25 protein-coding genes and 10 pseudogenes are annotated in these 25,753 nt (G+C 59.9%); 24 read left to right on the top strand and 11 right to left on the bottom strand.

Features of this window, described 5'->3' with window-relative positions:
• The first annotated feature begins 76 nt into the window (after window positions 1-76).
• From RI103_RS37355 to RI103_RS37380, 6 genes are all read left to right on the top strand, one after another.
• A complete protein-coding gene (locus RI103_RS37355; RefSeq protein ID WP_310819651.1) occupies window positions 77-451 on the top strand; it encodes a response regulator in 375 nt (124 codons plus the stop codon).
• A gap of 208 nt (window positions 452-659) precedes the next feature.
• Window positions 660-863, top strand: coding sequence for a cold-shock protein (locus RI103_RS37360; RefSeq protein WP_310819766.1), 204 nt, complete (start codon window positions 660-662; stop codon window positions 861-863).
• Window positions 864-1,062: 199 nt separating this feature from the next.
• The gene (locus RI103_RS37365) at window positions 1,063-1,293 is read left to right on the top strand and encodes a hypothetical protein (RefSeq protein WP_310819652.1); all 231 of its coding nucleotides are present in this window, start codon (window positions 1,063-1,065) and stop codon (window positions 1,291-1,293) included.
• 352 nt (window positions 1,294-1,645) lie between these two features.
• Complete coding sequence (locus RI103_RS37370; protein WP_310819653.1) at window positions 1,646-2,269, top strand: hypothetical protein; 624 nt, start codon at window positions 1,646-1,648, stop codon at window positions 2,267-2,269.
• A gap of 33 nt (window positions 2,270-2,302) precedes the next feature.
• Window positions 2,303-2,539, top strand: a complete 237-nt coding sequence (locus RI103_RS37375; protein WP_310819654.1) for a hypothetical protein — start codon at window positions 2,303-2,305, stop codon at window positions 2,537-2,539.
• Between the two features lie 99 nt (window positions 2,540-2,638).
• Window positions 2,639-2,968: an H-NS family nucleoid-associated regulatory protein gene (locus tag RI103_RS37380; RefSeq protein ID WP_310819655.1), complete on the top strand. Its 330-nt coding sequence runs from the start codon at window positions 2,639-2,641 to the stop codon at window positions 2,966-2,968.
• Between the two features lie 17 nt (window positions 2,969-2,985).
• Here RI103_RS37380 and tnpC read toward each other — a convergent pair whose 3' ends face one another.
• Window positions 2,986-3,357 carry a Tn3 family transposase post-transcriptional regulator TnpC gene (gene tnpC, locus RI103_RS37385; protein ID WP_310819656.1) on the bottom strand — a complete coding sequence of 124 codons (372 nt, stop codon included), beginning with the start codon at window positions 3,355-3,357 and terminating at the stop codon, window positions 2,986-2,988.
• Window positions 3,358-3,532: 175 nt separating this feature from the next.
• Here tnpC and RI103_RS37390 point away from each other — a divergent pair, with 175 nt between their 5' ends.
• The 6 genes and pseudogenes from RI103_RS37390 (at window position 3,533) to RI103_RS39835 (ending at window position 6,188) form a co-directional block, all read left to right on the top strand.
• Window positions 3,533-3,928 (top strand): Nramp family divalent metal transporter, encoded by a 396-nt coding sequence (locus RI103_RS37390; protein ID WP_310819657.1) that lies wholly within the window; start codon window positions 3,533-3,535, stop codon window positions 3,926-3,928.
• Window positions 3,928-4,305, top strand: a pseudogene (locus tag RI103_RS37395) (divalent metal cation transporter); the annotation flags it as partial. The gene RI103_RS37390 and the pseudogene RI103_RS37395, both read left to right, overlap by 1 nt.
• A gap of 735 nt (window positions 4,306-5,040) precedes the next feature.
• A pseudogene (locus RI103_RS37400) lies at window positions 5,041-5,633 on the top strand (SDR family oxidoreductase).
• Window positions 5,629-5,719, top strand: a pseudogene (locus tag RI103_RS39830) (phosphate transport system regulator PhoU); the annotation flags it as partial. The pseudogenes RI103_RS37400 and RI103_RS39830, both read left to right, overlap by 5 nt.
• A gap of 26 nt (window positions 5,720-5,745) precedes the next feature.
• A pseudogene (locus RI103_RS37405) lies at window positions 5,746-5,907 on the top strand (SDR family NAD(P)-dependent oxidoreductase); the annotation flags it as partial.
• A gap of 107 nt (window positions 5,908-6,014) precedes the next feature.
• Window positions 6,015-6,188 carry a hypothetical protein gene (locus RI103_RS39835; protein WP_409077093.1) on the top strand — a complete coding sequence of 58 codons (174 nt, stop codon included), beginning with the start codon at window positions 6,015-6,017 and terminating at the stop codon, window positions 6,186-6,188.
• Between the two features lie 59 nt (window positions 6,189-6,247).
• Here the strand turns inward: RI103_RS39835 and RI103_RS39840 are convergent, their stop codons facing one another.
• The 5 genes from RI103_RS39840 to RI103_RS37430 all read right to left on the bottom strand — a co-directional run bounded on the left by RI103_RS39840 (window position 6,248) and on the right by RI103_RS37430 (window position 9,672).
• Window positions 6,248-6,484 carry a response regulator gene (locus tag RI103_RS39840; protein WP_409077086.1) on the bottom strand — a complete coding sequence of 79 codons (237 nt, stop codon included), beginning with the start codon at window positions 6,482-6,484 and terminating at the stop codon, window positions 6,248-6,250.
• A gap of 575 nt (window positions 6,485-7,059) precedes the next feature.
• Window positions 7,060-7,554, bottom strand: coding sequence for a YetF domain-containing protein (locus RI103_RS37415; RefSeq protein ID WP_310819658.1), 495 nt, complete (start codon window positions 7,552-7,554; stop codon window positions 7,060-7,062).
• A gap of 110 nt (window positions 7,555-7,664) precedes the next feature.
• A complete protein-coding gene (locus tag RI103_RS37420; RefSeq protein WP_310819659.1) occupies window positions 7,665-8,261 on the bottom strand; it encodes a ParB/Srx family N-terminal domain-containing protein in 597 nt (198 codons plus the stop codon).
• 625 nt (window positions 8,262-8,886) lie between these two features.
• On the bottom strand, window positions 8,887-9,120 hold the full coding sequence (locus RI103_RS37425; RefSeq protein ID WP_310819660.1) for a response regulator: 234 nt from the start codon (window positions 9,118-9,120) through the stop codon (window positions 8,887-8,889).
• Window positions 9,121-9,414: 294 nt separating this feature from the next.
• Window positions 9,415-9,672 carry an RNA chaperone Hfq gene (locus RI103_RS37430; protein ID WP_310819767.1) on the bottom strand — a complete coding sequence of 86 codons (258 nt, stop codon included), beginning with the start codon at window positions 9,670-9,672 and terminating at the stop codon, window positions 9,415-9,417.
• A 569-nt stretch (window positions 9,673-10,241) separates the two neighbouring features.
• On the opposite strand from RI103_RS37430, the gene RI103_RS37435 reads away from it, so the two are divergent.
• The 3 genes from RI103_RS37435 to RI103_RS37445 all read left to right on the top strand — a co-directional run bounded on the left by RI103_RS37435 (window position 10,242) and on the right by RI103_RS37445 (window position 13,111).
• Entirely contained in the window at window positions 10,242-12,041 is a 1,800-nt protein-coding gene (locus RI103_RS37435) for a diguanylate cyclase (protein ID WP_310819661.1), read from the top strand.
• A 339-nt stretch (window positions 12,042-12,380) separates the two neighbouring features.
• A complete protein-coding gene (locus RI103_RS39845; protein WP_409077094.1) occupies window positions 12,381-12,638 on the top strand; it encodes a response regulator in 258 nt (85 codons plus the stop codon).
• A 269-nt stretch (window positions 12,639-12,907) separates the two neighbouring features.
• Window positions 12,908-13,111 carry a hypothetical protein gene (locus tag RI103_RS37445; protein WP_310819795.1) on the top strand — a complete coding sequence of 68 codons (204 nt, stop codon included), beginning with the start codon at window positions 12,908-12,910 and terminating at the stop codon, window positions 13,109-13,111.
• Between the two features lie 66 nt (window positions 13,112-13,177).
• On the opposite strand, the pseudogene RI103_RS39850 reads toward RI103_RS37445, so the two are convergent.
• A pseudogene (locus RI103_RS39850) lies at window positions 13,178-13,578 on the bottom strand (sensor histidine kinase).
• Between the two features lie 98 nt (window positions 13,579-13,676).
• Here RI103_RS39850 and RI103_RS37455 point away from each other — a divergent pair.
• Window positions 13,677-14,375: pseudogene (locus tag RI103_RS37455) on the top strand (IS6 family transposase).
• A 179-nt stretch (window positions 14,376-14,554) separates the two neighbouring features.
• On the opposite strand, the gene RI103_RS37460 reads toward RI103_RS37455, so the two are convergent.
• A complete protein-coding gene (locus RI103_RS37460; protein ID WP_409077087.1) occupies window positions 14,555-14,884 on the bottom strand; it encodes a hypothetical protein in 330 nt (109 codons plus the stop codon).
• A 442-nt stretch (window positions 14,885-15,326) separates the two neighbouring features.
• Between RI103_RS37460 and RI103_RS37465 the strand changes: the two genes are divergently transcribed.
• The 5 genes from RI103_RS37465 to pyk all read left to right on the top strand — a co-directional run bounded on the left by RI103_RS37465 (window position 15,327) and on the right by pyk (window position 20,257).
• The gene (locus RI103_RS37465; protein WP_310819768.1) at window positions 15,327-16,337 is read left to right on the top strand and encodes a 2-keto-3-deoxygluconate permease; all 1,011 of its coding nucleotides are present in this window, start codon (window positions 15,327-15,329) and stop codon (window positions 16,335-16,337) included.
• Window positions 16,338-16,363: 26 nt separating this feature from the next.
• The gene (locus RI103_RS37470) at window positions 16,364-16,780 is read left to right on the top strand and encodes a heme-binding protein (protein ID WP_310819664.1); all 417 of its coding nucleotides are present in this window, start codon (window positions 16,364-16,366) and stop codon (window positions 16,778-16,780) included.
• 35 nt (window positions 16,781-16,815) lie between these two features.
• Window positions 16,816-17,793: a D-glycerate dehydrogenase gene (locus tag RI103_RS37475; protein WP_310819665.1), complete on the top strand. Its 978-nt coding sequence runs from the start codon at window positions 16,816-16,818 to the stop codon at window positions 17,791-17,793.
• A 64-nt stretch (window positions 17,794-17,857) separates the two neighbouring features.
• Complete coding sequence (gene glxR / locus RI103_RS37480; protein WP_310819667.1) at window positions 17,858-18,745, top strand: 2-hydroxy-3-oxopropionate reductase; 888 nt, start codon at window positions 17,858-17,860, stop codon at window positions 18,743-18,745.
• A 99-nt stretch (window positions 18,746-18,844) separates the two neighbouring features.
• Window positions 18,845-20,257, top strand: a complete 1,413-nt coding sequence (gene pyk, locus RI103_RS37485) for a pyruvate kinase (RefSeq protein ID WP_310819668.1) — start codon at window positions 18,845-18,847, stop codon at window positions 20,255-20,257.
• Between the two features lie 408 nt (window positions 20,258-20,665).
• Here pyk and RI103_RS37490 read toward each other — a convergent pair.
• Window positions 20,666-20,785, bottom strand: a pseudogene (locus RI103_RS37490) (IS6 family transposase); the annotation flags it as partial.
• Between the two features lie 72 nt (window positions 20,786-20,857).
• Between RI103_RS37490 and RI103_RS37495 the strand changes: the two are divergent.
• Window positions 20,858-21,544 (top strand): annotated as a pseudogene (locus tag RI103_RS37495) (IS30 family transposase); the annotation flags it as partial.
• 4 nt (window positions 21,545-21,548) lie between these two features.
• A pseudogene (locus RI103_RS37500) lies at window positions 21,549-21,845 on the top strand (transposase); the annotation flags it as partial.
• Between the two features lie 394 nt (window positions 21,846-22,239).
• Here RI103_RS37500 and RI103_RS37505 read toward each other — a convergent pair.
• Window positions 22,240-23,493 (bottom strand): IS110 family transposase, encoded by a 1,254-nt coding sequence (locus RI103_RS37505; protein ID WP_310819669.1) that lies wholly within the window; start codon window positions 23,491-23,493, stop codon window positions 22,240-22,242.
• 75 nt (window positions 23,494-23,568) lie between these two features.
• Window positions 23,569-24,424 (bottom strand): annotated as a pseudogene (locus tag RI103_RS37510) (IS5 family transposase); the annotation flags it as partial.
• 390 nt (window positions 24,425-24,814) lie between these two features.
• Between RI103_RS37510 and RI103_RS37515 the strand changes: the two are divergent.
• Window positions 24,815-25,753 carry an ABC transporter substrate-binding protein gene (locus tag RI103_RS37515; RefSeq protein ID WP_409077088.1) on the top strand — a complete coding sequence of 313 codons (939 nt, stop codon included), beginning with the start codon at window positions 24,815-24,817 and terminating at the stop codon, window positions 25,751-25,753.

Genomic DNA, 25,753 nt, shown 5'->3' on the forward strand with positions numbered 1-25,753 from the left:
AAGCCGGCGAAGTCGTCGCGTGCGTTGACTTGAACGCTCCGCACTGCACTTTCGCCACCGGCACTTTTCGCCTCCTATGCCCAAAAAACTTCTGCTTGCGGACGACGACGTCAATGCAATGGCAGCAGCCGCCGTGTTTTTCGAGTCCCACAATTTCGAGGTGCGCACCGCCACTGACGGCATCACCGCGCTCCGGTGGTTCTCAACGTGGCAACCCGACGCGGTCATTCTCGATATCGATATGCCGGGCGCCAGTGGATATGAGGTGGCGCGACACGTGAGGAGCACCGAGAGTTCAGGCAAACGGACACTACTCGTTGCGGTCACTGGAGCAATGCCGCCACGCGAGGTCGCCGCCAGATGCTATCAGGCATGCTTCGATCTCCACGTTGCGAAGCCAGCCGAGGTGAAGTCACTCGCTGAATTCGTCATTCTGGGAATCACGGGCTGAATCATTCCCGGCTACCTGACGAGGGCGAAGCGCGAAAAGCGTTGACATTATTGCTGTGTCACTATACTGTGACCCTCGAAATATTCAAGAAGCTCGATTGCTGATCACCATTTTCCGCCTGCTTTGCGCGGTACTCGTTATCCTCTCCTCTTCCTTGAAGTTTTTGTCGCTCCGCAACGGAGCTATTATTTTTATCTCAAGGAATCTCATGGATACCGGTACTGTTAAGTGGTTCAACGATAGCAAAGGCTTTGGTTTTATCACTCCTGACGGAGGCGGCGATGATCTCTTCGCCCACTTCTCGGAAGTTCGGGGCGACGGCTTCAAGACGCTCACGGAAAACCAGAAAGTGAGCTACGAAACAAAGCGCGGCCCGAAGGGCATGCAGGCGTCGAACATCTCGCCGCAGTAAAGTATCTCAAGGGCCGGTTTTTCGGCCCTTTGCATGTTTGCCTGACTTGTATCCTCGCGGAGCCAATGCGCTCCCGATCTGATCGCCACGTTTGAACGTGCACATCATTTGTCTTTCTGACACGATCCGTCTCGCCCCGCGTTCGATTTATTCGCCTGCACGGCATCGTTGTCGTGCGGGCGTCGTCCGGTTATCGCTTATGCAAAACAATAAACATATTCACCAGTACAACGGTTATTCAGTTTCCCCGTCCGCTCACCGTTTGCCGGACGGCTGGTTTGCCGCCAACCTGCTTCTCACGAGAGGTGACGCCCGGAGTGCTGAGCTAGCGTCATACAAGTTTGATGCGCTCGACTATTTCGATAGCGAAATACAGGCTGTTGGGCACGCCACGGTCTGGGCGCGCGGCTGGGTCGATAGACGCGGTTAAGTCGGCAACACCCCTGGATAGCAGCGGCAGATGGGCGGCGATCGAGGATCGACCGGACGCTGGTACAGAGCCCAGCCTGATCGCCACGATACACAACCATATCGCCTGCTTCCGGATGGAGCGGTGTCATTCCTGCGACCGCTTTAGCTCCTCGCCCAGGCGTCGTCGGTGACGCGCACGCAGGATGCCCAAGCTATGCTACGTGTGACGGCACACCCTGCCTGTCGCACCCGCTCAGTCACACCAGTTAAACCGCTATACCCGTTACACAATGTCGCAGTGAAGCGCCTCAAGGGCGCCCGGGCTCGCGCCCATCAGAACGTCACTCAACCGGATCACGGGATCCGGTCGCATGATCGACACAACGCTATTCCCGTCAATCGCATCACAAGGAGCAGAGATGGCGTTATTGGTCATGCAGGTCGCAGTAAGCGGAGAACTGGTCGAGGTTTTCGAAATGACGGTCGATGATATTGACGGCCACCGGATGCTCGCCGCTGCCAATGAGGACGAACGGGTGATTTATCCTTCCGGACAGGCACCCGAAGACGGCGAGGTCTGGATCGATCTGATCGATGGGGATGGCGAGACACTGTTCGACCAGGTGGCGTGTTTTCACCGGGCGGATGCAGCCGACGCGCTGCAGATCCATTTCGGCATGAAGTCCGATGTCGTCAAGGATTGCCTGTCAAAGTCGAATATCGCTTCACTCCACGCCAGGCACCGTCTGGCAGCCCAGGCCTACTTCCGCCGGGTCGATCGTCTTGTGGATTGCTCGCCGGTGAGTTCCAGGCAGAGCAATCGCCGGCGTGTTGGCGACGCCAGTGTGATGGAACTGGCGATAGAGCTGCGCAGGCGGCTGGAGGGTATCGTCACGCAACTTGCGCTGAGCGAACTGCCCACCCACGTGCAGGCTGCGGCGCAACAACTCAAGGATGCAACGAAGAGCTACGTGGGTGCGGTTCTGCTCCTGTAAAGCAGCGGCCGGAGCCGGATCGTGGAGGACTGTATGCAAAGAACGCTGAAGTATCGCGGGTTTCAGATCTGTGTCGACCTCGTGCCCACGTCGGAAGATATGTTTGACGCGTGGCTTTGCATTGAAGGACCGCCTCACGTCACGGGAGTGACTACGCCCGGCCAGCGCATCAAGGTTCGCGGTGGCCCGTTTTCGCAGCGTTGGGCTTACTTCGTTGCGCAGATCGCTGGCCTGGCCTCAATCGATGTCATTCTCGATCCTAGCGAATAGTTTGACGCCGTAACCCGTGACGAGTGGACCAGCATTTCCCGCGTTGCCGCCTGCAGTTCAAAAAAATACTGGATACCTACCCGACAGGAAACATGTTTCATGGACGAACGCAAACGGGACAGTATGATTGCCTACCTCCGCCACCGCATGGAGGACTTTGGAATCAGCGCGGATGATCTCGCCGCAACACTTGCGGCTGAGCCGGCAGCGGGCCGCTACCGAAGCGCGCATGGCGAGAACTGGAGTGGTGAAGGTGCGATGCCGCAATGGCTGAAGCAGCCGATCAGTGCGGGCCAGTCCATAGCCACTTCGAGGTGTCATCAGGGTGAAGTTTCCGGATCGTCCTCGCAGGCGAGCGCGGTTTCAGGTGCAGACTGCAAAAATGATCCGTTCGCGGGCCGTCCGCTCGCCCGATCGAGCTCCCGTTAGATCCGTTGGCAAGCCACTCAACTGCCGCTTAAAAAATCCGTGCCGTCCGGGCGAAGTGTCTCCAGTGGCCGAAGTACGTCGCGAATCCCCGGCAGATCCGCAACGTGTTGATCTATCTGGTCGATGACGTCCGTCACCTGATCGACGAAGGACTCGTCCTGTGTGCCGGTCGTCAGGCCGCCGCCGTTGACGAGCGTATGGGCGATGCGGTGCAGGCGCAACAGGTCGTCGCGCAGGCCTTCCGGGTCGTAAAGGCTGGTACGTACCTCATCGAGTCTGCCCACGGCGCCCAGCATACGCGTCGTGTCGTAGCCCGATTGCAGTGCTTCCAGCGCGCCGGCATCCACCTCGCCATACGGCGTCGCGGTGACCGCGGCTCTTGCGCTCATGCAGTCGTTACCTGATCTCGTCACCCGGGCGTGCCGCCTGACCAAACATCGCATTCGCGGGCCCCCGTTACATGATCTCCGTCGGCTATATGGATCCGGGCAACTGGGCAACCGACATTGCCGGCGGCTCGCGCTTCGGCTACACACTGCTCGCGGGATCCTGCTGTCGAATCTCATGGCGATCCTGCTGCAGGCGCTGTCGGTGCGCCTCGGGATCGAGACTGGGCGCGACCTCGCGCAGGCGTGCCGCGCGCATTATTGGAGGCCCGTCAATTTCATGCTGTGGCTGGCCTGCGAAGTGGCGATCATCGCATGCGATCTCGCTGAGGTGATCGGTACGGCGATTGCGCTGCAATTGCTCTTCGGTATTCCGCTCATGGGCTGCGCGCTCATCACCGCGCTCGACGCCTTTCTGCTGCTGCTCCTGATGAACAAAGGCTTCCGCTTTCTCGAAGCCTTCGTGATCGCCCTGCTGCTCGTGATCGCGGTGTGCTTTGCGGTGCAGATCGTTGCGGCGGCACCGCCGGTCATGGCTGTGCTGCGGGGCTTCGTGCCCTTGCCGGAATCGTGACCAACCGCGAGATGCTCTATGTCGCAATCGGCATCATCGGTGCGACGGTGATGCCGCACAAGCTGTATCTGCACTCGTCGGTCGTGACCTTACCGATTTCGGCGACGTCCATATGGCCGGTACCATGAAACACGGCGATCCTGATTGTCGCAGCGAGTAGCGCGCAACGACGAGGGGACGGCGCGATGCGATCAGATGGGCCACGGCGGACAGCACCATCGGCTCATGCTCGCGCTCTTCATCAACGCCCTACAGGCTTCTTTCGCCGTTGCTCGGGCTCGGCATTGCATCGGACGCTGTTCGCGCTTGCGCTGCTCGCCTCGGGGCTTAATTCGCCCGTGACGGCGACGCTCGCGGGGCAGATTGTCATCGAGGGAAAATAGAAGGGGAGCAGTGCAAGGCGTGCGGGGGCACCGGAAAATGCAGCAAGGTATCGGCGGCGGTTGAGACCTCGCGTGAACTGACAGCCTCGCAGGCACGGCGGAGGCTGTCGCCGCCAACTGACGGAAAAAGCAGCGCGGGTGCCGTAGTCTCGCTATTCCGACGTGGCCACTGTTACCTGATGTTCCCCGGGCCGATTTCGCCCTACGGCGGGTCCCCGTTTCACTCCGACGCGCGCATAAAGGCGATTGCGGCTAACGATGGTTGCGGCGGCCGTCATGCGGCATGCAGATTACTGACAATCGGATGCGGCTCCCACCGTCCGGTTCGACCGACTGCTGCCGATGCATGGCGCGAGACCCGTCGCACGGTCACTGTTCGGTACCATGCGGAGGATCTCTCGTGGGCCTTCGTGACCGAAGGAATCCGCGAACCTCGAAGTCCGATACGCAGATAAGCGGCGCCCGGCGTTTTCCCTTTTCGAACAGCGAACCGCGCTAAAGGCCGTCCGGTCGGAAGGACAGCACATTCGTTGCGGTTGTTTCTGGCCGATTGAAGGAGCAGGCAATTTCTCAGCGCGCCGACGGCATCGGGTTCGCGCAAACCACCGTATCCAGAATGCCTCGCCCCGACGAACGCCCCGGGCCCAGGGGTTGCTCGCCCGTGACAGTCGTTTGCGGCACTACGTGAACCGTACATCGGAGCAATGAACCACTCACCAGGAGATCGTCATGACTGAAACCGAACGCCCCACACCGCCTATGCCGGCGCAGCAGCAGAACCAGACACCCGGCCGCACCGCCGACATGACGCCCAGGCCGGATCACGGCGAACACTCATACAAGGGGTCTGGCCGTCTCGCCGGCAAGGCGGCGATCGTCACTGGCGGCGACAGCGGCATCGGCCGTGCCGTCGCTATCGCGTTTGCGCGTGAAGGCGCCGACGTATTGATAGCCTATCTGGACGAAGACGACGATGCACGCGCAACCGGGCGGTGGGTCGAAGAAGCTGGACGCAAAGCGGTGCTGTTGCGCGGCGATATCAGGAGCCGCGAGCACTGCAACGAGATAGTGGAACGCGCGGTCGAGGCATTTGGGCGGCTCGACGTGCTCGTAAACAACGCCGCGTACCAGATGGTCTTGCGCAATTGCTTGCGGAAAAGGGTATTCGCGCGAACTGCGTGGCCCCGGGGCCGATCTGGACACCACTTATTCCATCGACGATGCCGCCGGAAAAGGTCGAGAAGTTCGGCCAGCAAGTGCCGATGAAGCGGCCTGGACAGCCGGCAGAGCTGGCGGCTGTTTGCGTGATGCTCGCCGCGTGACCTGCGATTTCTGATGGCTGCCTCTAAGTGTCACCAATCTTGAACGCGCGGGTGACGAGGCACGAAAGGTTGCGAATCGGCTTCGCCGGCGCGGCGGGTTGTCGGCGTGCAGACCTATCCGTCGCTCGACGCAATCACCGACGAGGAATGGGACAAGACCTTCGATACCAACATCGGCGCAATGTTCAGGATTACGCGGGCCGCGGTGAAGCACATGAAGCAGGGCGGTGCGATTGTGAACACGTCGTCGATAAATGCAGATCATCCGAACCCCGAATTCGCGAGAATGGCGGGGCACACGCCATCAATACGACCGAGCAAAAAAGGTCCGGCGAGCTGGTCCTGATGACTCTGCGCAAGGCCCTGGATGCGTTCGAGCGGATGGACGCCGCGGCGGCCGCGCAGATTGTCCGGGATGGCGAAGCAGTCGATAGGTCGTGCCGTGCATTCGGACGCAGGACTGTCACGCAGATGAAGGAAGCTCCTCATATAATTCCGATTGGCCTGGAATACTACCAGCGAACACACAGAATGATCACATCGCGGTCAAAATGACGGCCCGCGAACAGTTCCTCCAGACTCTTCAACTTGCTCATCGGCGGCTCTCAATTCATTCAGACCGACACCTTAACCGATTCGCCCCCCGCTATTTGCACTAGAGCCATGTTATCCAGGTTCCGGTCAGAGCGAACGGCGCGCGCAACATCGAAGCCGTCCACATCCGGCATTCCGACATCGACAACTGCCACCTCCGGCCATATCTCCGTCATCAGGCGAATCGCGTCACGTCCATTGTTCACAGTGGTCACAATGTGCCCTTCGAGCTCCAACAGTATCCCTAGCGAAAGCAAAGCGTCCTGATTGTCATCAACCAGAAGAAGGCGTACCGGACAAGCGCCAAAGCCTCAGCAGTCGGTTCTGGTTGGGCAGGCACCGATGCCGTACGGAGGATTGGCAAACGCAGCGTTACAACGGTGCCTGTGCCCGCTCCTTCACTCTGAAGTGATATGGTCCCTTCATGAAGTTCAACCATACGCTGCCCAGTATTAGCGACGGTTCAGAAGGTCGACCGCAGACATCGTCTGATAACTCTGGCAGCCCAATTTGTTTCGGCTATCGCAGTTCAGGTGACAAGTCACCTTGCACCATTGATATAAGCTGCGCGCTGTTCCCTCCAGTCCTGTATTTGCGGCCGTCACCGCGTGCCGGCGGGAACGGATACGTTCACCGGCGAGCGCGGTGCCAGTGGCCTTGATATCCCTGCGGCCAGGCTTCAGGAGCCGGAGACGCAGACCTTGAGGCCCCTAGGGCGAAATAGACATTTGGTCCGCCATAGGCGCTCTGCTGAATGGGTGCCGAGGAAGTTGAACGCAATCAGATTCCCACGCGGGGCCCGGCAACCTCGCTGCGGGGCAGGTTACATGCTTCACACATCGTGCTTGCGAATAATGCTTATCTCACCGTTGCGCTCAAGAATTGCGCCCTTCACCCTATCCAATGCGTCAGTCCCCAATTCCTGGCGAACTGTCTCCAGGACGTCGGTTCGCGAGACGAGCGCGGCTACCATTTGCCGTTCATCGAACTTCCCGTCCCGGTATAGCTGTCGCTCAACTCCTCCTACGAAGGATTCAAGCGCTCGAGACCGAACACATGCCCACGCCAGCGCACGATGCACGAGGACGATAACCAGCGAGGCGACTAGGGTTGGAACTGCCGGCGAAGCTCCGACTATTGCGCGGCTCAATGTCGCCCCTAGCAGGATCGCAACGACGTAATCGAACGGTGACCGCTGGCCAAAGGACCGTCGTCCAGATATCCGAATGAAAGCCAGCGCGGCGAAAAACGTCGCTGCTGCTCGCATTCCCATTTGCAAGGAAGAGAGGTCCTTTCCCTCACCGAAGATTGCAATGAGCGCCTGCATGTCTAACTCCTGTTCTCGACTCCTGAACTCGGCCGCGGACTTTTTTGAGTTGCTCGGCAAAGCACGGTTTGCTCTTTTCCGCCGAATGACAATTTGCGATATTCGGTCGCCTACGGCATCGCTTTACCAACGTAACCTGGCAATCCCGCAGCGGCCTTGCTCTTTGCCAGCTTGAGCGCCTGCCGTTGAACCGACGCGAATTCGTCATCGGTTCCTGGGTACGGCAGATAGGAGCGAAACAGGTCCGCCCAGCGAAATTCTTCCAGCGGCACGGTGGTTTTTTCATACCCGCCGGCGTCACGGACCGATGCGGCAAGACTGCGATATTCATCGTCAGCCAACTCCCAAATATGGTCGGGCATTTCAGAAAAGCTCTTGCGCTGACCTCCGGCATCGTACGGATAGGCCCAGCGGCGGTCTTCCATAGACAACCAGAATTCCTGATACGAGAGCGATGAGAAATCAGCTACCAGCACGGCAGGCATCGTTTTTATCCCTGCGCGCCACAAAGCGGTTGCGACATGATGATGGTCAATCGCAAAAGGCGAACCGTCCAGACCAAGTACGAGAGGGACAGGCTTTTCCGCAATTGCCATCTCAAGGTCATGGCGGGAAAGCGATTGGTAGAACTGGGTCTTTTGGCGTATCTCGCGCAGACCATGCGTCAATTGGGTCGGACGCAGTTCGTTGATAGATACTGTCTTCATGTCCCCTCCAAACAAATCGGACTGTCTGTCCATCACAGGTCGCAGGACTTATCGTCGCTCGAGTGGGCGTTGGCGACCCAGCGTGCCCCTGCCGTCATCCGGGCGACTGGTGAATGTCTGCAAGGGATGCCACTGAGTCCAAAAAGCGAAGCGATTGGCGTAAACCAGCGTCTCGAGTGTCCGAAGAAGGTTCGCATCGTCATCCACTAAGAGCACACGCGCAATGTCATCTCCCGTTGCTTTCGATTACCGCAACGGGTGTTCCCGCTTTCTTCTGTCTGTTCACGTATATGAGGCGGCGGCCAAGCGTGTGTCTGAGATATCGTTCCCCTGCGCGAGCCTCTCAAGGCAATTTGAACTTGCGAGCGCGGCGAAAGAGGTCGCTTTTTCGTCTGTTGTGGTGCGTATCGTGGCGAGCCGATAACGGGCACCAACTGAGACGAGAAACAACGCCCTGACATTGACAAACTCCGGAGCGACGTCAAGCCGCCTCTCGGCGGGGCTAGCCAGGAATGTTATGCAAGAAGCCTGTCAATCAGTTCGACCAGTTCGACTGTTGAAAATGGCTTTCGCAGAAAAGCCTGTCCCGGGAGAACAGGCGGGATATTGATGGCGGTGGTCATAATTACGGGGATATGCGCAAGTAACGGCGCTCTCTCAATCTGCGCACCAACGCTATGCCGTCCATGCCCGGCATCATGACATCCGTCACGATGATGTCAGGAGCCTCGACCGACGCAGCATTGAGGGCTTCCGTTCCATTTTCGGCCCGTCGCACGCGGTGTCCTTCAACAACAAGCAGGGTGCCCAGTGCCCGAAGCAGATTAGCGTCGTCTTCAACCAGCAGCACGTTAGCCATTTGTCCGCTCCTCGTAGCAGAACAAGTAGCAACGCATGTTCCCTTTCTGTATGAATGAAATCGGTGCGCCGTACGGGGCGTCGCCGGCGAACGTGCAGAGCCGTCCGAGCAGAAACCTGGGTACAGCCAGGCTGAAGATTTCCATTGAATGCAAACAACCTACTCCTGGGGCGCGTGCGAAAGCTGGAGTGCTGCAGTTGTGCGCGGGACGCGTGCACTACGCGCGCGAGGCTTCGTCTCATTGTCTTCCGCGTTGGGAAGCGGACTAGGGCCCGGTTCCTGCATTGGGCATCACTATGGAGATTGCGTGCTTGAACACCATCTGGGGCCAGACAAGTCCTCAAGGATAACTATGTATGTGTCGAACGACGCGTCCTGGCCACTCGGTCTGATTCCGTTAATCAGGTAAACGTTTGCCGGGGTTTCTCCTTTGTGTAGCGCCTGCCGGAATTCGTCATTCTCCGCTGGCGCTCCCAGTTTGACATTTTGCCGTTGGAGAGCGCGAGGCGGCCACGGGAAAGTGCGACGCGCGGGAACTCCAGCGTGCCTTATGCATCACGTTTCTTTACTCATTGACACACAGGTAATTCCTGGGTTCGATAGCGCACGCTGGTAACGCCGGTTCGACAGTTATTCTGAAGGTTCTTGTCTGAGTCGGCCTGGCGAATGTTTTGCACAGCAGCGGCAATTCCCTACGCTACTGAGCATGCTTGGGGTACTCCGCACAGTATCCGGGTAAGCAATTGGATTTGAGGTTACGCACGAGCACGCTGTCGAGGCGCACTTCCTGCATTGAACCGAAAGCAGCTACTGCGGGTAAACGTGGAAGTTTCCCGAACAGATTTCCGCTGATACGGAACCAACGGTACGCACTGAATTGATGGAAAATTCGCACCAACGGTGGCCGGGGACAACTTGAGGTCGACCTGTAGTTGCATGTTGGTGCTTCTTTCGCAATAGTCCCAGCGAACAACGCGATTCAAGGAAGCGTCCGCCCGCGTTCGCAATAACCAGAACCTGAGAGAAGACAAGTGGGGCAGCCATCCGAGAAGCCGCCTACCCGGTTGAGCGCACGGGTCGAAGCAATGCTGTCACCAGGCTGGGCCAGCACTGTCCGGGCCATGGTGCTCGCATTGGCGGTGACGACGGTGACGAGCCTTGTCAGCAGGGCGCTCAAGGCGACGGCCGGAGAAATCGCTCCAATCTGGTTGACCAATGCCGCCCTGCTTGCGCAAATGATGGTGGCACCGCACAGACAGCGATGGTGGGCGTTTGCCGGGGGCGTACTGGGCTATCTGAGCGCCAGCCTTCTGGTTGGTGAACGTCTATCTGTGTCCGTCTCATATTCGTGCGCCAACCTCCTCGAGGTGCTGGTTGCGTTGGCGTTCGCCCCGGCTATCTCAACGGTCGGCGAGCTGTTTTGTTTGAAGCCTCTCCTGAAATTCATGGCCGGTGCATTGTTGCTCGCACCGGTTGTGTCCGGACTGCTTGTGACCGCCATGCTGCACGGACAGCCAGTCGGCCACCCGCTGCAAAACTTTCGCAACTGGTTCCTCTCGGATGCCTTGAGCCTCGCCATATTGACGCCCGCTGCCGTCGTCTTCTGGACCGGGGAGGTGACCAAACTGCTGCGTGGCGAGCGCCGGCGGAAGACAGGGTGCCTCCTGCTCCTGGTTTGCATCATCACGACGGCCGTATTCGGGCAAAACCACTTTCCGCTGTTGTACTGGGCGCTCCCACCCATTGTGCTACTGGCGTTTCAGGCAGACCTCGCAGGCTTGATGGTTGGATTGCTCCTGTGCCTGGGAATTGCGGCGTCGTTCACCGTTCGCGGGTCGGGACCGTTCTCGACGTTTCCCTATGGGGGCATGCAAAGCCGAATCTTTGAGCTGCAACTTTTTCTCGTCGCTGCGTTGGGCATTGCAGTACCTATCAGCGCCACGCAGGCGCGGCGTAGCCGCCTCCTTGCAATGTTCCGTGACGTCGAGCAGCGATATCGGATACTGGCAGAGAACGCGACCGATGTCGTCATGAGCATGGCGCCCGATGGCAGGCTCACGTACGTTTCGCCACGCGCTACGGCGGTGATAGGAATTGCCCCTGAAAACCTTGTCGGTTTGCACCTCCCGGACCTGGTGCTGTCCGACGACCGCGATGCCCTTGCTGCAGCAATTGAGAGCATGGCGACGGGGGCGACAGAGGCTTCCCGGGTGATTCGCTTCCAGCGCACGGATGGTCGAGTCCTATGGATGGAAATGTATCTTCGCCCTGTCATCGAAGGGATTCGCGGCAAGCCCCAGGCACTGACGGCGACAGCGCACGACATTACGGAGCGCTGGGCGGCGGAGCAACGCCTCGCAGATGAGCGAAGTCAATTGCATGCGTTTGCCTTCCGGGACGGACTGACCGGCGTTTTTAACCGTCGGTACTTCGACCGCGAACTGGCACTTCAATCGCAGCCGGAATTCTCGAAAGATGGCCGCAGTCGCCTCGGGATTGTCATGGTCGATATCGACGGATACAAGAGCTATAACGACCGATACGGTCATCAGGCTGGCGATGAATGCATGCGCACGGTAGCGCAAGCTATTGCATCCTCGGCGAAACGTCCTGCAGACATAGTCGCGCGTTACGGTGGGGACGAGTTTGCGTTGATTCTGAAGGACACCGACCTGGACGGAGCGCGTGTAGTTTCCGAGCGTATCCGGCAAGCCATTGAAAGTCTCCAGATTCCGCATGTCGCGTCCCCCGTCGGCATTGTCACAGTCAGCTGCGGAGTGGCGGCGCAACGACCGGGCGGTAGCGGCGACAGCCTTAATCTGGTTGCGGCCGCAGATAGAGCGCTTTATGCAGCAAAGCGGCGAGGACGGAACCGGACTTGTGCGGCCTGGGCCGACGACGCAGATGACCCCAGGATGTGACGCGGATACACACTGGCTTCTTCAACACCGCGCGCGTCTGTACCGTTTGAGCGCTCGACTGCTGCGCTTGTTTGGTCCTCGATTCGGGCACACGGAACAGGCAAGGAGAGCCGGGGACGCGGTCGCTTGCCGCTGAATGCTGCGACCTCGCAAAGGCGTCATTGCCTGGCGATAGGTGAGCGTCCCAGGCACGGCGCATGCGCGCGGTGCAGCAACTGCTCCAGCTGGAGAGGCTCATAAACCGGGCATCTTTGGTGGACGACGAGCCTGAGGTCGTCGAAGCACGGCTTCTGCTTGAGTCCGGGCAACATCCAGGTAACCACCGCGCTGGACGGTTTAGTGGCGTTCGAACTCGCGAGCAGCCGGCCGCCTGACAGCGTCGTAACCGGCTGGCGCATGCCGCGTGTGGACGGACTGACCTTTTGCCGGATGCTCCGGCACGCCAACCCGGCTTCCAGGATGCCGGTCATTCTGCTATCCAGAGACGCGCCCCCGGTGGACCGAGCGGCGTCGCTTTATAACTGCTACCTGCGCAAACCGGTTTCGCCGGATAAACTTTTACAGCTGATTCGGCGGCTCGTTGCCGGGAGAAGCTGAGCGTGCCGCTAGAACAGCTCTCTCTTCGCGCTTACCAGCGGCTCCATTGCAGCCCAACACATGGAAGAAGGTGTCGGCACAATCTACGGAGTCATTCCGCCCCGCAAAGCGACAAGGTCTTTGGCGGCTTGACAGGGGTTGCCTCGCAATGCCCCAAGTAGCTAACACGTGCGCGGGTGCCGTTCGATGTTTACTCGCAGCGCGGTATCCCAATCAGCCGACCGGTTCAGCATGCCGAACCAATCGATGCGCTGTCGAGTCCTCTGGGGATGAGTCGCGGGGGACCGGCCTGCTATCTTGATATCGACGGCTTCAAGAGCGTCAACGACGCGCTCGGCATGAGAGGTGGCATTCTGGGTTCCCTTGCCGCATGGTTCGGCTTCACGCTGCCGTCGGCCGTTTTCATGGTCGCGTTTGCGTACGGCTACACGCAATCCGCACACGAGTTTGACCTGCATCATCGCGTGTCTTGATTACAGGTCTGGCCGATGGCGCTCGGGAGCGCTCATATCTCGCGAGGCAGGAGACCGGCGCAGAACTCATTTCATCGGGTCATTCACGCATTCCTCTGGGTGCAGCGGAAGGGTATCCTTCGGGCGTTCAAGCACTGGAAGCACAACGGTCACTGTCGTTCCCGTCCGTCCGTCATTGCTCGCAAGGGTCACGGTCCCGCCGTGAGACTCGACCAGATATCTGACCAGCGCAAGTCCGATTCCAAGACCGGAATCCGGGGTCGAGGAACATGAGCCGAGCTGGGTGAACATGTCAAACACATAGGAAGCTTGGCCGCAGGAATACCGTATCCTTCGTCGGCGACGGTAAGTCTCAGCGCACCGGGCGTTCCAGTCCTATCGCCTCCGTACGCTGGCTCGATGACAGCCGACAGCGCGATGTGACTGCCATCGGGCGAGTACTTTGCGGCGTTGCTGAGCACGTTCACCAGGACCTGGGTGAGACGGGCGGCTCTGGTGCAAATAGCGGGGGGCGAATCGGTTAAGGTGTCGGTCTGAATGAATTGAGAGCCGCCGATGAGCAAGTCTGGAGGAACTGTTCGCGGGCCGTCATTTTGACCGCGATGTGATCATTCTGTGTGTTCGCTGGTACCTGCGCTAAAAACTCAGCCTGCGCGATCTGGTCGAAATGATGGCGGAACGGGGTCTGTCGCTGGTGCACACGACGATCCTGCGCTGGGTGCGTCGCTTTGCACCGGAATTCGTCAAACCGTGGAACCGCTTTTGCAGGCCCACCGGCCAGTGGTGGCGTGTCGACGAGACTTACCTCAAGCTGCGCGGCAAGTGGGTCTATCTTTATCGGGCGGTGGATCGGGCAGGTCAGACGGTCGACTTCATGCTCAGCGCCAGGCGTGACGTGAAGGCGGCAAAAGCGTTTTTCAGGAAGGCAATCAAACATCAAGGCCAGCCGCCGAAGACCATCACGCTTGATGGCTACGCCGCCTCGCACCGCGCCGTGCGCGAGATGAAGGCCGATGGCTTGCTGCCGGAGGACACGAAGGTCCGATCCTCGAAATATCTCAGTAATCTGGTCGAGCAGGACCACCGCAACATAAAGTCCCGAACGAAAGTCATGCTCGGCTTCAAACGTTTCCGGAACGCAGCGATCACTCTCTCAGGTATTGAACTGGTACATCGAATTCGCAAGGGCCAATTTAGCCTCGCGAAACTCCGCCTCAAAGATACCGCTGCGCCCGCTGTCTGGATGGCCGTCCTGTCTGCCTGATCAGGTATCCTTTATATAACAAAATATCTCGTCCATATCGACTATTTGCACCAGAGCCCGTGAGGGCATATTCGAACAGTGAAGTCATCGCAGGTCCTGCGTCATGAAAAAACGCGGCGCGATTTTCGTCGCGCCGCGTCTGGACTGCTCCGAAACCACGGATTCCCGGCTTCAGGCCCTCAGAACGGCCACCATCCTTTGCCGCCGTTCTGGCCTTGCGCGTTGCTGGCGATGCTGCCGTTGCCATTGCCGCCTCGATCGCCGTGATTGCCGTTACCGCTCACGCCTTGGTCGAAGTGGAACGCGCCGAATAGACCGCCGATCGCGGGTGCGTTGACCGGCACATACGGGTTCGAGCCGGTCTGTTTCGCATTGGGCAGATTGTCGCGGCTGCGGCCCGTGATCGGGGCGAGCTGCCAGTTGCGCTCGATGAACTTCGCGATGGACGCGGGGGGATGAACAAGGTACGCGTTTATCCTCTGCAGCGCATTAGCGCGTACCTTGTTCATCCCCCTTGAACAACCACTTGAGATCTTTCAGCTTGCTCATTGGCTCGTGGTCGTCAAAAACTCGCGCGTAACAGGCCGACGTGCCGGAATTGCACCGCAACCCTCAGTCGAACCCACCTCAGCCGCATATTGCATACAAAGCACCAATATGCCAATGCTGAGTCCATTCGTTTGGAGCTCAACTGCTAGGGTAAACGCCGTAATCTCGCGCAAAATCGTCTCTTGGATTGAGCTGAATCATCTGCTACATTATTTTGAATGCAAAATTCAAATGCTGGTCGGTCGAATTTGTTACGCCGAGCCGGTACACATTTCGGCTTTTCGCTGCCAGCTCCAGGCGGCGGCCCCGCTCGCGCGGAGGACACAACGGAGCAGCACCAGGAGAGGCGGCATCGACGGTGTCGCCAGGGACTCACGCAGTACCCAAGGAGACGAACGCATCATGCGCATTTATCAAGCTATTAACAAAGTGCCGGGCGGCCTGATGGTCGTGCCGCTGTTCATCGGGATGGCAATAAATACTTTCATTCCGAATGCGCTGAAGATCGGCGGGTTCACGCAGGCGCTGACCAATGTCGGTTACCCGACCGTGCTCGCTATGTATCTGTTTACGGTCGGAACCAAGATGACGCTGCGCGCTGCGCCGACCATGCTCAAACGCGGCTTCGGTATCTTGTTCGCTAAGGTCGGCGTTGCGATCGTGATCGCACTCGCAGTCGCTCACCTGTTCCACGGCAATCTCATCGGCTTGTCGACACTGGCGATTCTCGCTGCCATGAACGACACCAACGGCGGGATGTTCCTCGCGCTGACGAGCACTTTCGGCAATAAGGAAGACTCTGGCACGTACGTGGCACAAAGCATCGAGACCGGCCCCTTCGTAACGATGCTGGTGCTGGTCGGCGCGGGCCTCGCGAACATTCCGTGGCTGACGATGCTGTCGGTCATTGCACCAATCTTCGCCGGTGCGATACTTGGCAACCTCGACGCCGAACTGCGCGATTTCTTCACCAAACACGAGCCGCTGATCGTGCCGTTCATGGCCTTTACGCTGGGGCAGGGTATCAACCTCAAATCGGTCTTCACGGCCGGCACACCAGGCATCATCCTTGGGATCGCCGTGTTCGTGATCACCGGCTTCGTATGCATTGTCGCTGACCGCCTGCTCGGCGGCTCCGGCATCGCGGGTGCCGCAGCGTCGAGCACGGCCGGCAACGCGGCCGGTACGCCCCAGGCCATCGCGCTTGCCGATCACAGCTACGCGGCGATCGCGCCGGCAGCGACGATCCAGGTAGCGGCCTCGGTGATCGTGACGGCGGTGCTCACTCCGATGCTGACCGCGTGGGCTTACAAGCGTGCGCAGAAGCGTTTGGGCGTCGTACCCACCGCGACGCATGTCACCGAAGGGCAAGTCGAACTCGACAGATCGCAGGGCGCCATCAACCAGGGCTGAATCCAGAAAGGAAAGGAGAGGAGAGGATGCAGAGTCTATCGCTAGAGTTCGCGGACAAGCTACTTGCCGCTGCAAGCGCGCTTGCGAGCGATGCGTATGGCAAGCCGGTCTGCGTGTCGGTGTGTGACGCGTTCGGGTTTCTGATCGCGTTCTCGCGGATGGATGGGGCGCCAGTGCGCAGCATCCAGCTCGCGCAGCAGAAGGCTTACACCTGCACCCGGATGGGTGTGAGCACCGTCGCTTTCCTTGAGCGGCTAAGGTCCGAGGACGTGCCTATAGGGTTCTTCTGCGACCCGCTGCTCACCGCACTGCCCGGCGGTGCGCTGCTTGCCGATCTGCACGGCCGCCCGCTCGGCGCTGTTGGTGTGAGCGGGCTAGCGCCGGCTGACGACCAGGCGCTAGCCGAACAGGTGGCCTCCGAGCTGCTGCGTCTTGCTGGCTAACCCGTTTTTCCCACATGTCAATTAGAGAACGATTCATGGCTCACTCCAATATCTACGTCACCCGAATGATCCCCCAGCAGTCGATCGATGCGCTGCGAGCAATCCACAACGTCGAAGTCAACCCGCACGACCGCGCGCTCACGCGTGAGGAACTGCTCACGGCTGTGCGTGGCCGCGACGCGGTTATCACGCTGCTCACCGACACAGTCGACGCCGCGGTCCTCGATGCTGCCGGGCCGCAATGCCGGATCTTCGCAAACTACGCGGTCGGGTTCAACAACTTCGATGTAGCAGCGGCCACGGCGCGCAAGGTCGTGATGACCAATACTCCAGGCGTGCTCGACGACGCAACGGCGACTCACGCATGGGCGCTATTGCTCGCGACCGCGCGCCGCATTTCCGAATCGGAGCGTTATGTGCGCGCGGGCCGTTGGGAAGGCTGGGCGCCGATGGCCTTCATCGGTCAGGATATCGAGCACAAGACGCTAGGCGTGGCCGGCCTCGGGCGGATCGGCGCGAAATTCGCCCGCAAGGCGAAGGCGTTCGACATGCAAGTCATCTACACCGACGCGCAACCGAATCGCGCACTCGAGGATGAACTGGGTGCAACCTTCGTCGACAAGGAAACGCTCCTGCGCGAATCGGATTTCGTGTCGCTGCATCTGCCCCTGCTACCGCAGACGCAGCATTATCTCGGCGCACGAGAATTCGCGCTGATGAAACGTACCGCAGTCCTGATCAATGCTGCGCGCGGTCCGCTCATCGACGAACGCGCGCTCGTCACTGCGCTGCGTGAAAAGGTGATCTGGGGCGCGGGGCTGGATGTGTTCGAGAACGAACCGCAGCTCGAGGAAGGGCTGTTGGCACTCGAGAATGTCGTCGTCGTCCCGCACATCGCCTCGGCCACCACCGAAACGCGAATTGCGATGGGTAACATCGCAGTCGGGAATGTGCTCAGTGTTCTCAAGGGAGAGCGGCCACAGAACTGCGTCAACCCCGAGGTGCTCGCGTGACTTTGCGATGAATACTGGCTCGTGCCAGTCTATTGAAAAACCTGATCATTCAGAAGAGGAAGTTATGGCTAAAGTAGGATTTGTCGGCCTCGGCATCATGGGCGCCCCGATGGCGGCCAACCTGCAAAAAGGCGGTCACCAGCTGTTCCTGCACGACCGCAATCCGGTGCCTGACGCACTCGTGTCGGCTGGCGGCAAGGTCTGCCGCTCCGGTGAGGAGGTCGCGCGCGAGAGTGAGATCGTGATCGTGATGGTGCCCGACACACCGCACGTCGAAGCCGTGCTGTTCGCCGACGATGGCGTGGCGACGGGGCTCGGCGAGAACAAGATCGTGGTCGACATGAGCTCGATTTCGCCGATTGCGACGAAGGAGTTCGCCAGGCGAATCAACGCGCTTGGCAGCCAGTACCTCGATGCACCGGTATCGGGTGGCGAAGTGGGCGCAAAGGCCGCGTCGCTGACGATCATGGTCGGCGGTCCGCAGGCGGTGTTCGACAAGGTCAAGCCTCTGTTTGAACTGATGGGCAAGAACATCACGCTCGTCGGCGGTAACGGCGATGGCCAGACCACGAAGGTGGCGAATCAGATCATCGTCGCCCTGAACATTCAGGCGGTGTCAGAAGCGTTGCTGTTTGCCTCGAAGGCCGGCGCGGATCCGGTGAAAGTGCGCCAGGCACTGATGGGCGGCTTCGCGGCGTCGCGGATTCTCGAAGTGCATGGGGAGCGGATGATCAAGCGCACATTTGATCCGGGCTTCCGCATCGAACTGCACCAGAAGGACCTCAACCTCGCCTTGCAGGGCGCGAAGGCGCTTGGCGCTTCCTTGCCTCATACCGCATCCGCGCAGGAGCTGATGAACGCTTGCGCCGCGAACGGCATGAGCCAGCTCGACCACTCGGCCCTGTGCCGGGCGATCGAATTGCTGTCCGGGCACGAAATCGCCAGCACCTGATCGCTAAAACTATCGTTGTGAGCGGACTGGGCAGGCCATACGCTGCCTAGGGCCTCCCTCTTCTCATCAAAACGTCACACACCATTTTTGACGCCCCCCATGCCTCGCCTTCGAAAAGCCAAGATTGTCGCAACCCTCGGACCTGCAACCTCCGACCTCCGAACGATTACCGCACTCTTCGACGCCGGTGTCGATGTGTTTCGCCTGAACTTCAGCCATGGTTCGCACGAGGATCATCGACGCCGGTATGAAATCGTGCGCGAGGTCGAGCGCATGTGCGGCCGGCCGATCGCGGTCCTCGCCGACATGCAGGGACCGAAATTGCGGGTCGGCGCTTTTGCGGGGGGCAAGGTCATACTGACGCCTGGTGCCCAATTCGTACTCGACCGAAACCCTGCTGCCGGCAATGCCGAGCGGGTCTGTCTGCCTCACCCGGAGTTGTTCGAGGTCGTTAAGGCCGGTCAATCGTTGCTGCTTGATGATGGCAAGCTTCGACTCGAAGTGCTCGACAGCGACGGTGAGTCGATCCGCACGCGCGTCACGCACGGTGGCGCGCTGTCGGACCGCAAAGGAGTGAACGTACCCGACGCGATTTTGCCGATCCCGGCGCTGACATCAAAGGACCTGGTCGATCTTGAATTTGCCCTGTCCCTGGGAGCGGACTGGATTGCCCTGTCGTTCGTCCAACGCCCTCAGGACATGATCGATGCCCGTGCGCGGGTCGGTGAGCGCGCGTGGCTGATGGCGAAGCTCGAGAAGCCCGCGGCGCTCGAACAGCTGGATGAAATCGTCAAGGTTTCCGATGCAATCATGGTGGCGCGTGGCGACCTGGGTGTCGAGCTACCGCCCGAGCGCGTGCCGGGCGTACAGAAGCGAATCATTCACTCGTGCCGCGATCACGGCAAGCCCGTGATCGTCGCAACCCAGATGCTCGAATCGATGATTTCAGCGCCGGTGCCGACCCGCGCCGAGGCATCTGACGTCGCGACAGCGATCTACGACGGAGCGGACGCGGTGATGCTGTCGGCGGAGTCCGCCAGCGGCAACTATCCGGTCCCGGCAGTCGCCATCATGAACCGGATCATCGGCGAAGCCGAGCGCGATCCCCTGTATCGGAGCCTCATCGACGCGCATCAGGAGCTCCCCCTTCCAACGCGGGGCGACGCGATCTGCGCGGCGCTGCGCAATGTCACGCAGACCATCTGTGCGGCGGCCACGATCACCTATACCACGTCCGGCTTCACCAGCCTGCGGGCGGCACGGCAGCGCCCGTTGGCGCCAATTCTGAGCATTGCGCCCCGGCTTTCTACGGCACGGCGCCTGTCGCTCGTTTGGGGCGTCCATTCGACCGTCAGTGCGGACATCGAATCAATCGATGAAATGGTCAGCGCCGCACGCGGGATTGCCATCCGGGAAGGTATGGTCCGTAAGGGCGATCAGGTTGCCATTGCGGCAGGCATGCCGTTTGGCGAGGCCGGCACAACCAACCTGTTGCGCATTACCGAAATCTGAGGAGCGTTAGCCGTCAGCCCGCTGTCGGCAACTTGGCCTGCGAGCCGCATCAGGGCTGGATTCGGTTGTATGCGCGGCTGGACCGGTTAAAGTCCGGATTTGTGGATGTTACGGATGGCTGGAAGTCAACGCGAGCGAGCGATTCCAACGAAATTGAGCGTTGAGCAGTTGGAGCAATTTGCGACAGATGCACAACACCCAGCAGCCGATCTGGCAGTGGCGGGTGCCCAGCGATGCGGCAGCAACTGAGCGATTCTGTCAGCCGAAGTTATTAGACGAGGCGATCCAGCATTGAGTTGCCAGTCACGGCTTCCCACGCTTCATAAAGCCTGCGTGCGCGCCCGCCGCTTGTCTTGCGCGTTCGCGTTGTAGCGGCAGTGCATGAACAGGTTTGCCACCTAGTCGTTGGATCGACGTAAAGCGTTGCAAATGACGCGCTGATTTGAAACGGCGCATGATCTTCTCGCTTACCCGCGTTGGCTGGTGCGAGTTCTGCGTCCAATTGTTCAGTCCTTTGCGCTGCCGGTAACAGCGGCTGCTTAATGTCTGTGAATCGCACACTTAATGCTATTCTCTCAGTTCGCGCTTGAGGGCACCTCGGCTCTCTATATCCAGAGCCGAGGTGCCCTCAAGCGCGAACTGGTCAGCTGTCTTCGCACAGGGCGGGCGTTGCGCGTACCGAGAGCCAGGGCACAAGCCAAGGCTTGGGCGCACGTTAGCGAGGATGTGATGATCTCTAGCCGGCCTGCAGAAGTGCAGGATCGTGCCGTGCCAGGGCATTGGGAGGGTGACCTGATCATCGGCCTGAACCGATCTGCTATTGGGACGCTGGTGGAGAGATCAAGCCGTTTCACCATGCTCGTGCACCTGCCTCGGGAGAAAGGCTATGGGTTGACTCCCCGAACGAAGAACGGCCCCGCGCTGGCTGGCTACGGAGCTGTCACGATGGCCAATGCGCTCAAGAAGACCGTGACTGACATGCCTGCCCAGTTGTGGCGGTCATTGACTTGGGATCGTGGCAAGGAACTATCCGATCACGCCCGCTTCACCGTCGAGTCCGGGGTAAAGGTATTCTTCGCGGACCCGCACAGTCCATGGCAACGCGGCACGAACGAGAATACGAACGGCCTTCTGCGACAATACTTTCCAAAGGGCACAGACCTATCCAGGTGGAGCGCTCGAGAGATCCAGGCCGTTGCCAATGCACTGAATACCAGACCCCGGAAAACACTTGGCTGGAAGACACCTGCCGAAGCTCTGGACGAGTATCTAAAATCTGTTCAATAATCTAGTGTTGCGACGACCGGTTGAATCCGCCCAATACACCTCGATCGCATTCGGGCGACGCTGCCGCGAGGCCGGTGTGCGTCCGTCCATGGGCAGCGTTGGCGACTGTTTCGACAACGCCATGTGCGAAAGTTTTTTCGCCAGCCTTGAATGCGAGCTGCTGGCGCGCTCGCACTTCGCCACGCATGAACAGGCACGGCGCGAGATCTTCCACTTCCTGGAGGCGTGGTACAACCCGCTTCGCCTTCACAGCGGGCTCGGCTATCGTTCGCCGGTTATTTACGAACAGCTGCATGTGGCGCAAAAACCGAGCTCATCCACATGCGAGTTGTCCACCGCCGGCCGGCGTCGTGGTCGTGACAGACGACCCGCCGACCGGCCGTGGACAACTCGCAGCACCGCTTCAAACGGAGGTAACCTATCCGCTCAAAATTCAACTACGTAACCGTCCACCGAAACGGGTCATCCCCAGACCGGCCGGCGGGTCGCCTGTTACGACCACGACGCTGGGCGGTGGATAACCTGCCTGATCGGATGTTCTGGATTCCTCCGTATCAATGTATCAATCGAGCGTTTTACAGCAGCGAGGCCGGGGTGTCTGAAGTCCGGACAGTTGACCGGACCAACTTCTATCCGTGCCGGCACCAGGCCGGGCACCACATACCGCATGCGCAAGGCGCTGGAACCAACCCCTATTACGGACGCGCCCCATCTTGAACTACGGTTATCCGATGGGTAACCCAACGACTGTCCGGGCGCGCTGAACCTTCAATGCTGTTGTCGTTCGACGTTGGCTGCTCAGGTCGCCAGCACCTTCCTGGCAGGTGACTTGAGGGTTGCCCCGAGGGAATCTCGCCGAATTCCAGATAGCGCCACAGCGCTACCGCCAGACGTCTGGCACGCGCCACAATGCCAATGCGTCGGAAACGCTTGCCGCCGCCTGCGAAGCGCTCGTTGAACCAGTGGCTTAGCTGGCTGGCGGGCTGGAAGCGCAGCCAGCTCCAGGCCATTTCCACCATCAGCCATCGGGGCCGCCTGTTGCCGATCTTGCTGATGCCCTGTTCAACTTCACTGGTACCGCTGGCATAGGGCGTCGGGGCCAGGCCCAGGCAGCCGGCCACTTCGCGCCGGTTGTGAAACTGCCGCCAGCCGAACAGTTCCCTGACCAGGGTCCAGGCGCTGCCGGTGCCGATACCTGCCAGGCGCGCGAGCAGCGCGATCACGGGTTGCGCGCCGCTGCGAACCTCATGCTGCTGCTGTGACTCGAGCGTCCTGATCTGCCTGGCAGCGAGCGATAGCCGCTCACATTCGCGGTCGATTTCGGCGCGCAGGCCCGGCAGCAGTTGCGGGGCGTGCTGTGCCCACCAGTGTGTCCACGCGCCCCCACCGATGCGCTCGACCCGCAGATTGTGGAGTACGAGCAACGAGCGGATTCGGTTGCTGTGGGCGGTGCGCTCCTGCCGCAGGCGGTCGAGTTCACGGTGCACCCGCCGGTCATCTTCCTGTTCGGGAGTCGGGATGCGCGCGACTGCCCACACCCGGCGTTCACCAGCGTAGTAACGCATCAGCATCGACAGCAGCTTGTCGCTGTCGAGACGGTCGGTCTTGGCGCGGCGCCTGCGCCGGTTCACTTCGATACTGGCCGAATCCACCACCAGGTTCGTGATCTGATGTTCCTCCAAGCAGCGGTGCAGCCAGAAACCGTCGCGCCCGGCTTCATAACAGCTGCGCACCGGAGCATCGGCGGCCAGATGACAGCGCACCTTGGCCTTCGCAATTGCCGTGAAGACTGCGGCCGTATCGCGGGCGGCCGCTGTGCAGAGGCTCGACGCGCGTACCCCGTCGCCTAGCGAAAGCTTCCAGCTCCTGTCACCCAGTTCGAAGGCGACATACAGCGATCCGGTGATGGTTGTATCCTGCCCGTGAAGCGCTGTGCGAGGCGCATTCATTTGCGTACTCCTCTCGGAAAACGGGTATCGGAATCCTCGTTTTACTCCAGGAGGCTTACTTCCGCGGCCCTGTCATAGTATCTTGACCACCGCGAAGACATGCTCCACGCGCGCGCGGATCTCCGACTTGTTGCGGTTCTTGCCATGCTGCACCTCATCGACCTTACCGCCAGCGCGGCGCGTGCGCTGATTCGTGAAATCCTGGGCGTCCGGCAGCCTTGCTGCGAATCAGCGCCTTCTGGCTGGCATACGCGCTGTCACCATAGACGCGCCGCTCCTGTCCATGCAGCAGTTGCGGCAACGGATGTTTGTCATGCACGTTGGCCGTCGTGAGCACCGCGCTGTGAACTAGGCCGCTCTGGCTGTCCACCCCGATATGCAGCTTCGCACCGAAGTACCATTGCTTGCCTTTGCGGGTCTGGTGCATCTCCGGGTCGCGCGCCTTCTGCTGATTCTTCGTCGAGCCCGGCGCGCCGATGATCGTGGCGTCCACGATCGTGCCGCTCTTGAGTTTCATGCCGCTGGCCTGAAGCGTGCGGCCCACTTCGGCAAACAGTTTCTCGCCCAGTTTGTGCGTCTCAAGCAGGCGCCGGAATTTGAGCAGCGTCGTCGCGTCGGGTACGGCTTCACAGCCCAGGTCGATCCCGGCAAAGCGACGCAGGCTGGCGCTGTCATACAGCGCCTCCTCGCAGGCAAAGTCCGCCAGATTGAACCAGTGCTGGATGAAGTGGATGCGCAGCATGCGCTCCAGACCAATCGGCGGGCGACCGTTGCCGCGCTTCGGGTAATGCGGCTCGACCACCGCGCACAACTCAGCCCAGGGCGTAATTGCGTTCATCGTGTCGAGAAACTCGTCACGCCGCGTGCGTTTGCGGTGTGTCTCGAAACCCGCACCTTGATCGGCTGCCATCGCCAGCGTCTGCTGCTTCATACCTTTTCGCCTTCTTCATCAACTCCAACCTATAACGCGCGAAGTAGCTTGGCGGTGGACCTTAATCAGCGTTGCCTTAGGTCATTCCATGGGTTGGAATTGAACTTTCCATGGACCCATTCTCGGATGCGGAGAATGACCGCAGCACGCCTGCGATATTACAAGGTCGTCATCGAAATGGTGCGCTGGTGGCTCCGTGTAGCCAGACGTTCCCGACATCCGGCGCCTTCAAGTCGCCGTCCTTTTGTCCGCCCACGTCAATGCGCCGTACAAGGAATCATGCGCGCTTAGACAAGTCCGTATTTTTGTCCTTTCTAGACTGCGCTCACGCGGTCGAGCACGGTGGACAGGGTGTCTGCCGGGGCCGCTCTTGTGAGGAGCAGTCGAATTATGAACAGTGTCTTTGCCGTGCAAAGTCGATGCATGGCGCGCTTGAGCGCATTGCTCGACGGAATTCGCCGCAGCGTGACGGGCACTTGCGGCGCCGCTGCATTTGCGCTGATGTGGTGCACTCACGCGCACGCCGCAGTGCTGACGCCACCCGCGGCGGAATGCTCCGCATTGCAAGCGAAATATCCGCAATTCAAGGGTAAAACGCTGATAAACGCGATCAATCCGCATACACCCGGATACGAAACGGTTGATCCGGCCAATCCGGACAAGTACATCGGCTTCGATGTCGATCTCGGCGAGACGATCGGCGCTTGTTTGGGTTTCCAGGTCGACTACAAACCCGTTGCCTTCGCTGCGCTGTTGCCCACGTTGCAGGCTAAACAGGCCGACTTTGTGATCTCCGACATCTACGCGACCGAAGAGCGCGCCAAGGCGGCCGACTTCATCACCTACTCGAAGGTGTTCGATGGCGTGCTGGTGGCAAAGGGGAATCCGAAGAAGATCAAAGGAATCAACGCCTCGCTGTGTAATGCGACGGCCGCGGAGAACACTGGCTATGTCGAGGTACCGTTGATCCAGGGGTTGGCGGCGACCTGCAAGGCGCAGAGCAAGGACGAAGCGCAGGTGCAACTTTACGACAACAATCAAAGCGCGATCGAGGCGATTCTGGCCGGCCGTGCCGATACCTACATCAACGATGTGAATACCGTCGACGGCGCGGTCAAGGCATATCCGACAAAGCTCGAGAAAGCGACCGCCGTCACGATCCCGTACTCGGTCGGCATCGCCGTGCCCAAGGGTGATCTGCAAATGCGTGCCGCGATCATTGATGCGCTGAACGTGCTGCAAAAGTCGGGTGTTCAAACCGCGATGCTGAAGAAGAACAACATGCCGGTCGAAAATCTCGAGGCCCCGCATCTGGTTCTGGCGAAGTGA

It is taken from the genome of Paraburkholderia sp. FT54 (assembly GCF_031585635.1).
In the GTDB taxonomy this organism is placed as follows: domain Bacteria; phylum Pseudomonadota; class Gammaproteobacteria; order Burkholderiales; family Burkholderiaceae; genus Paraburkholderia.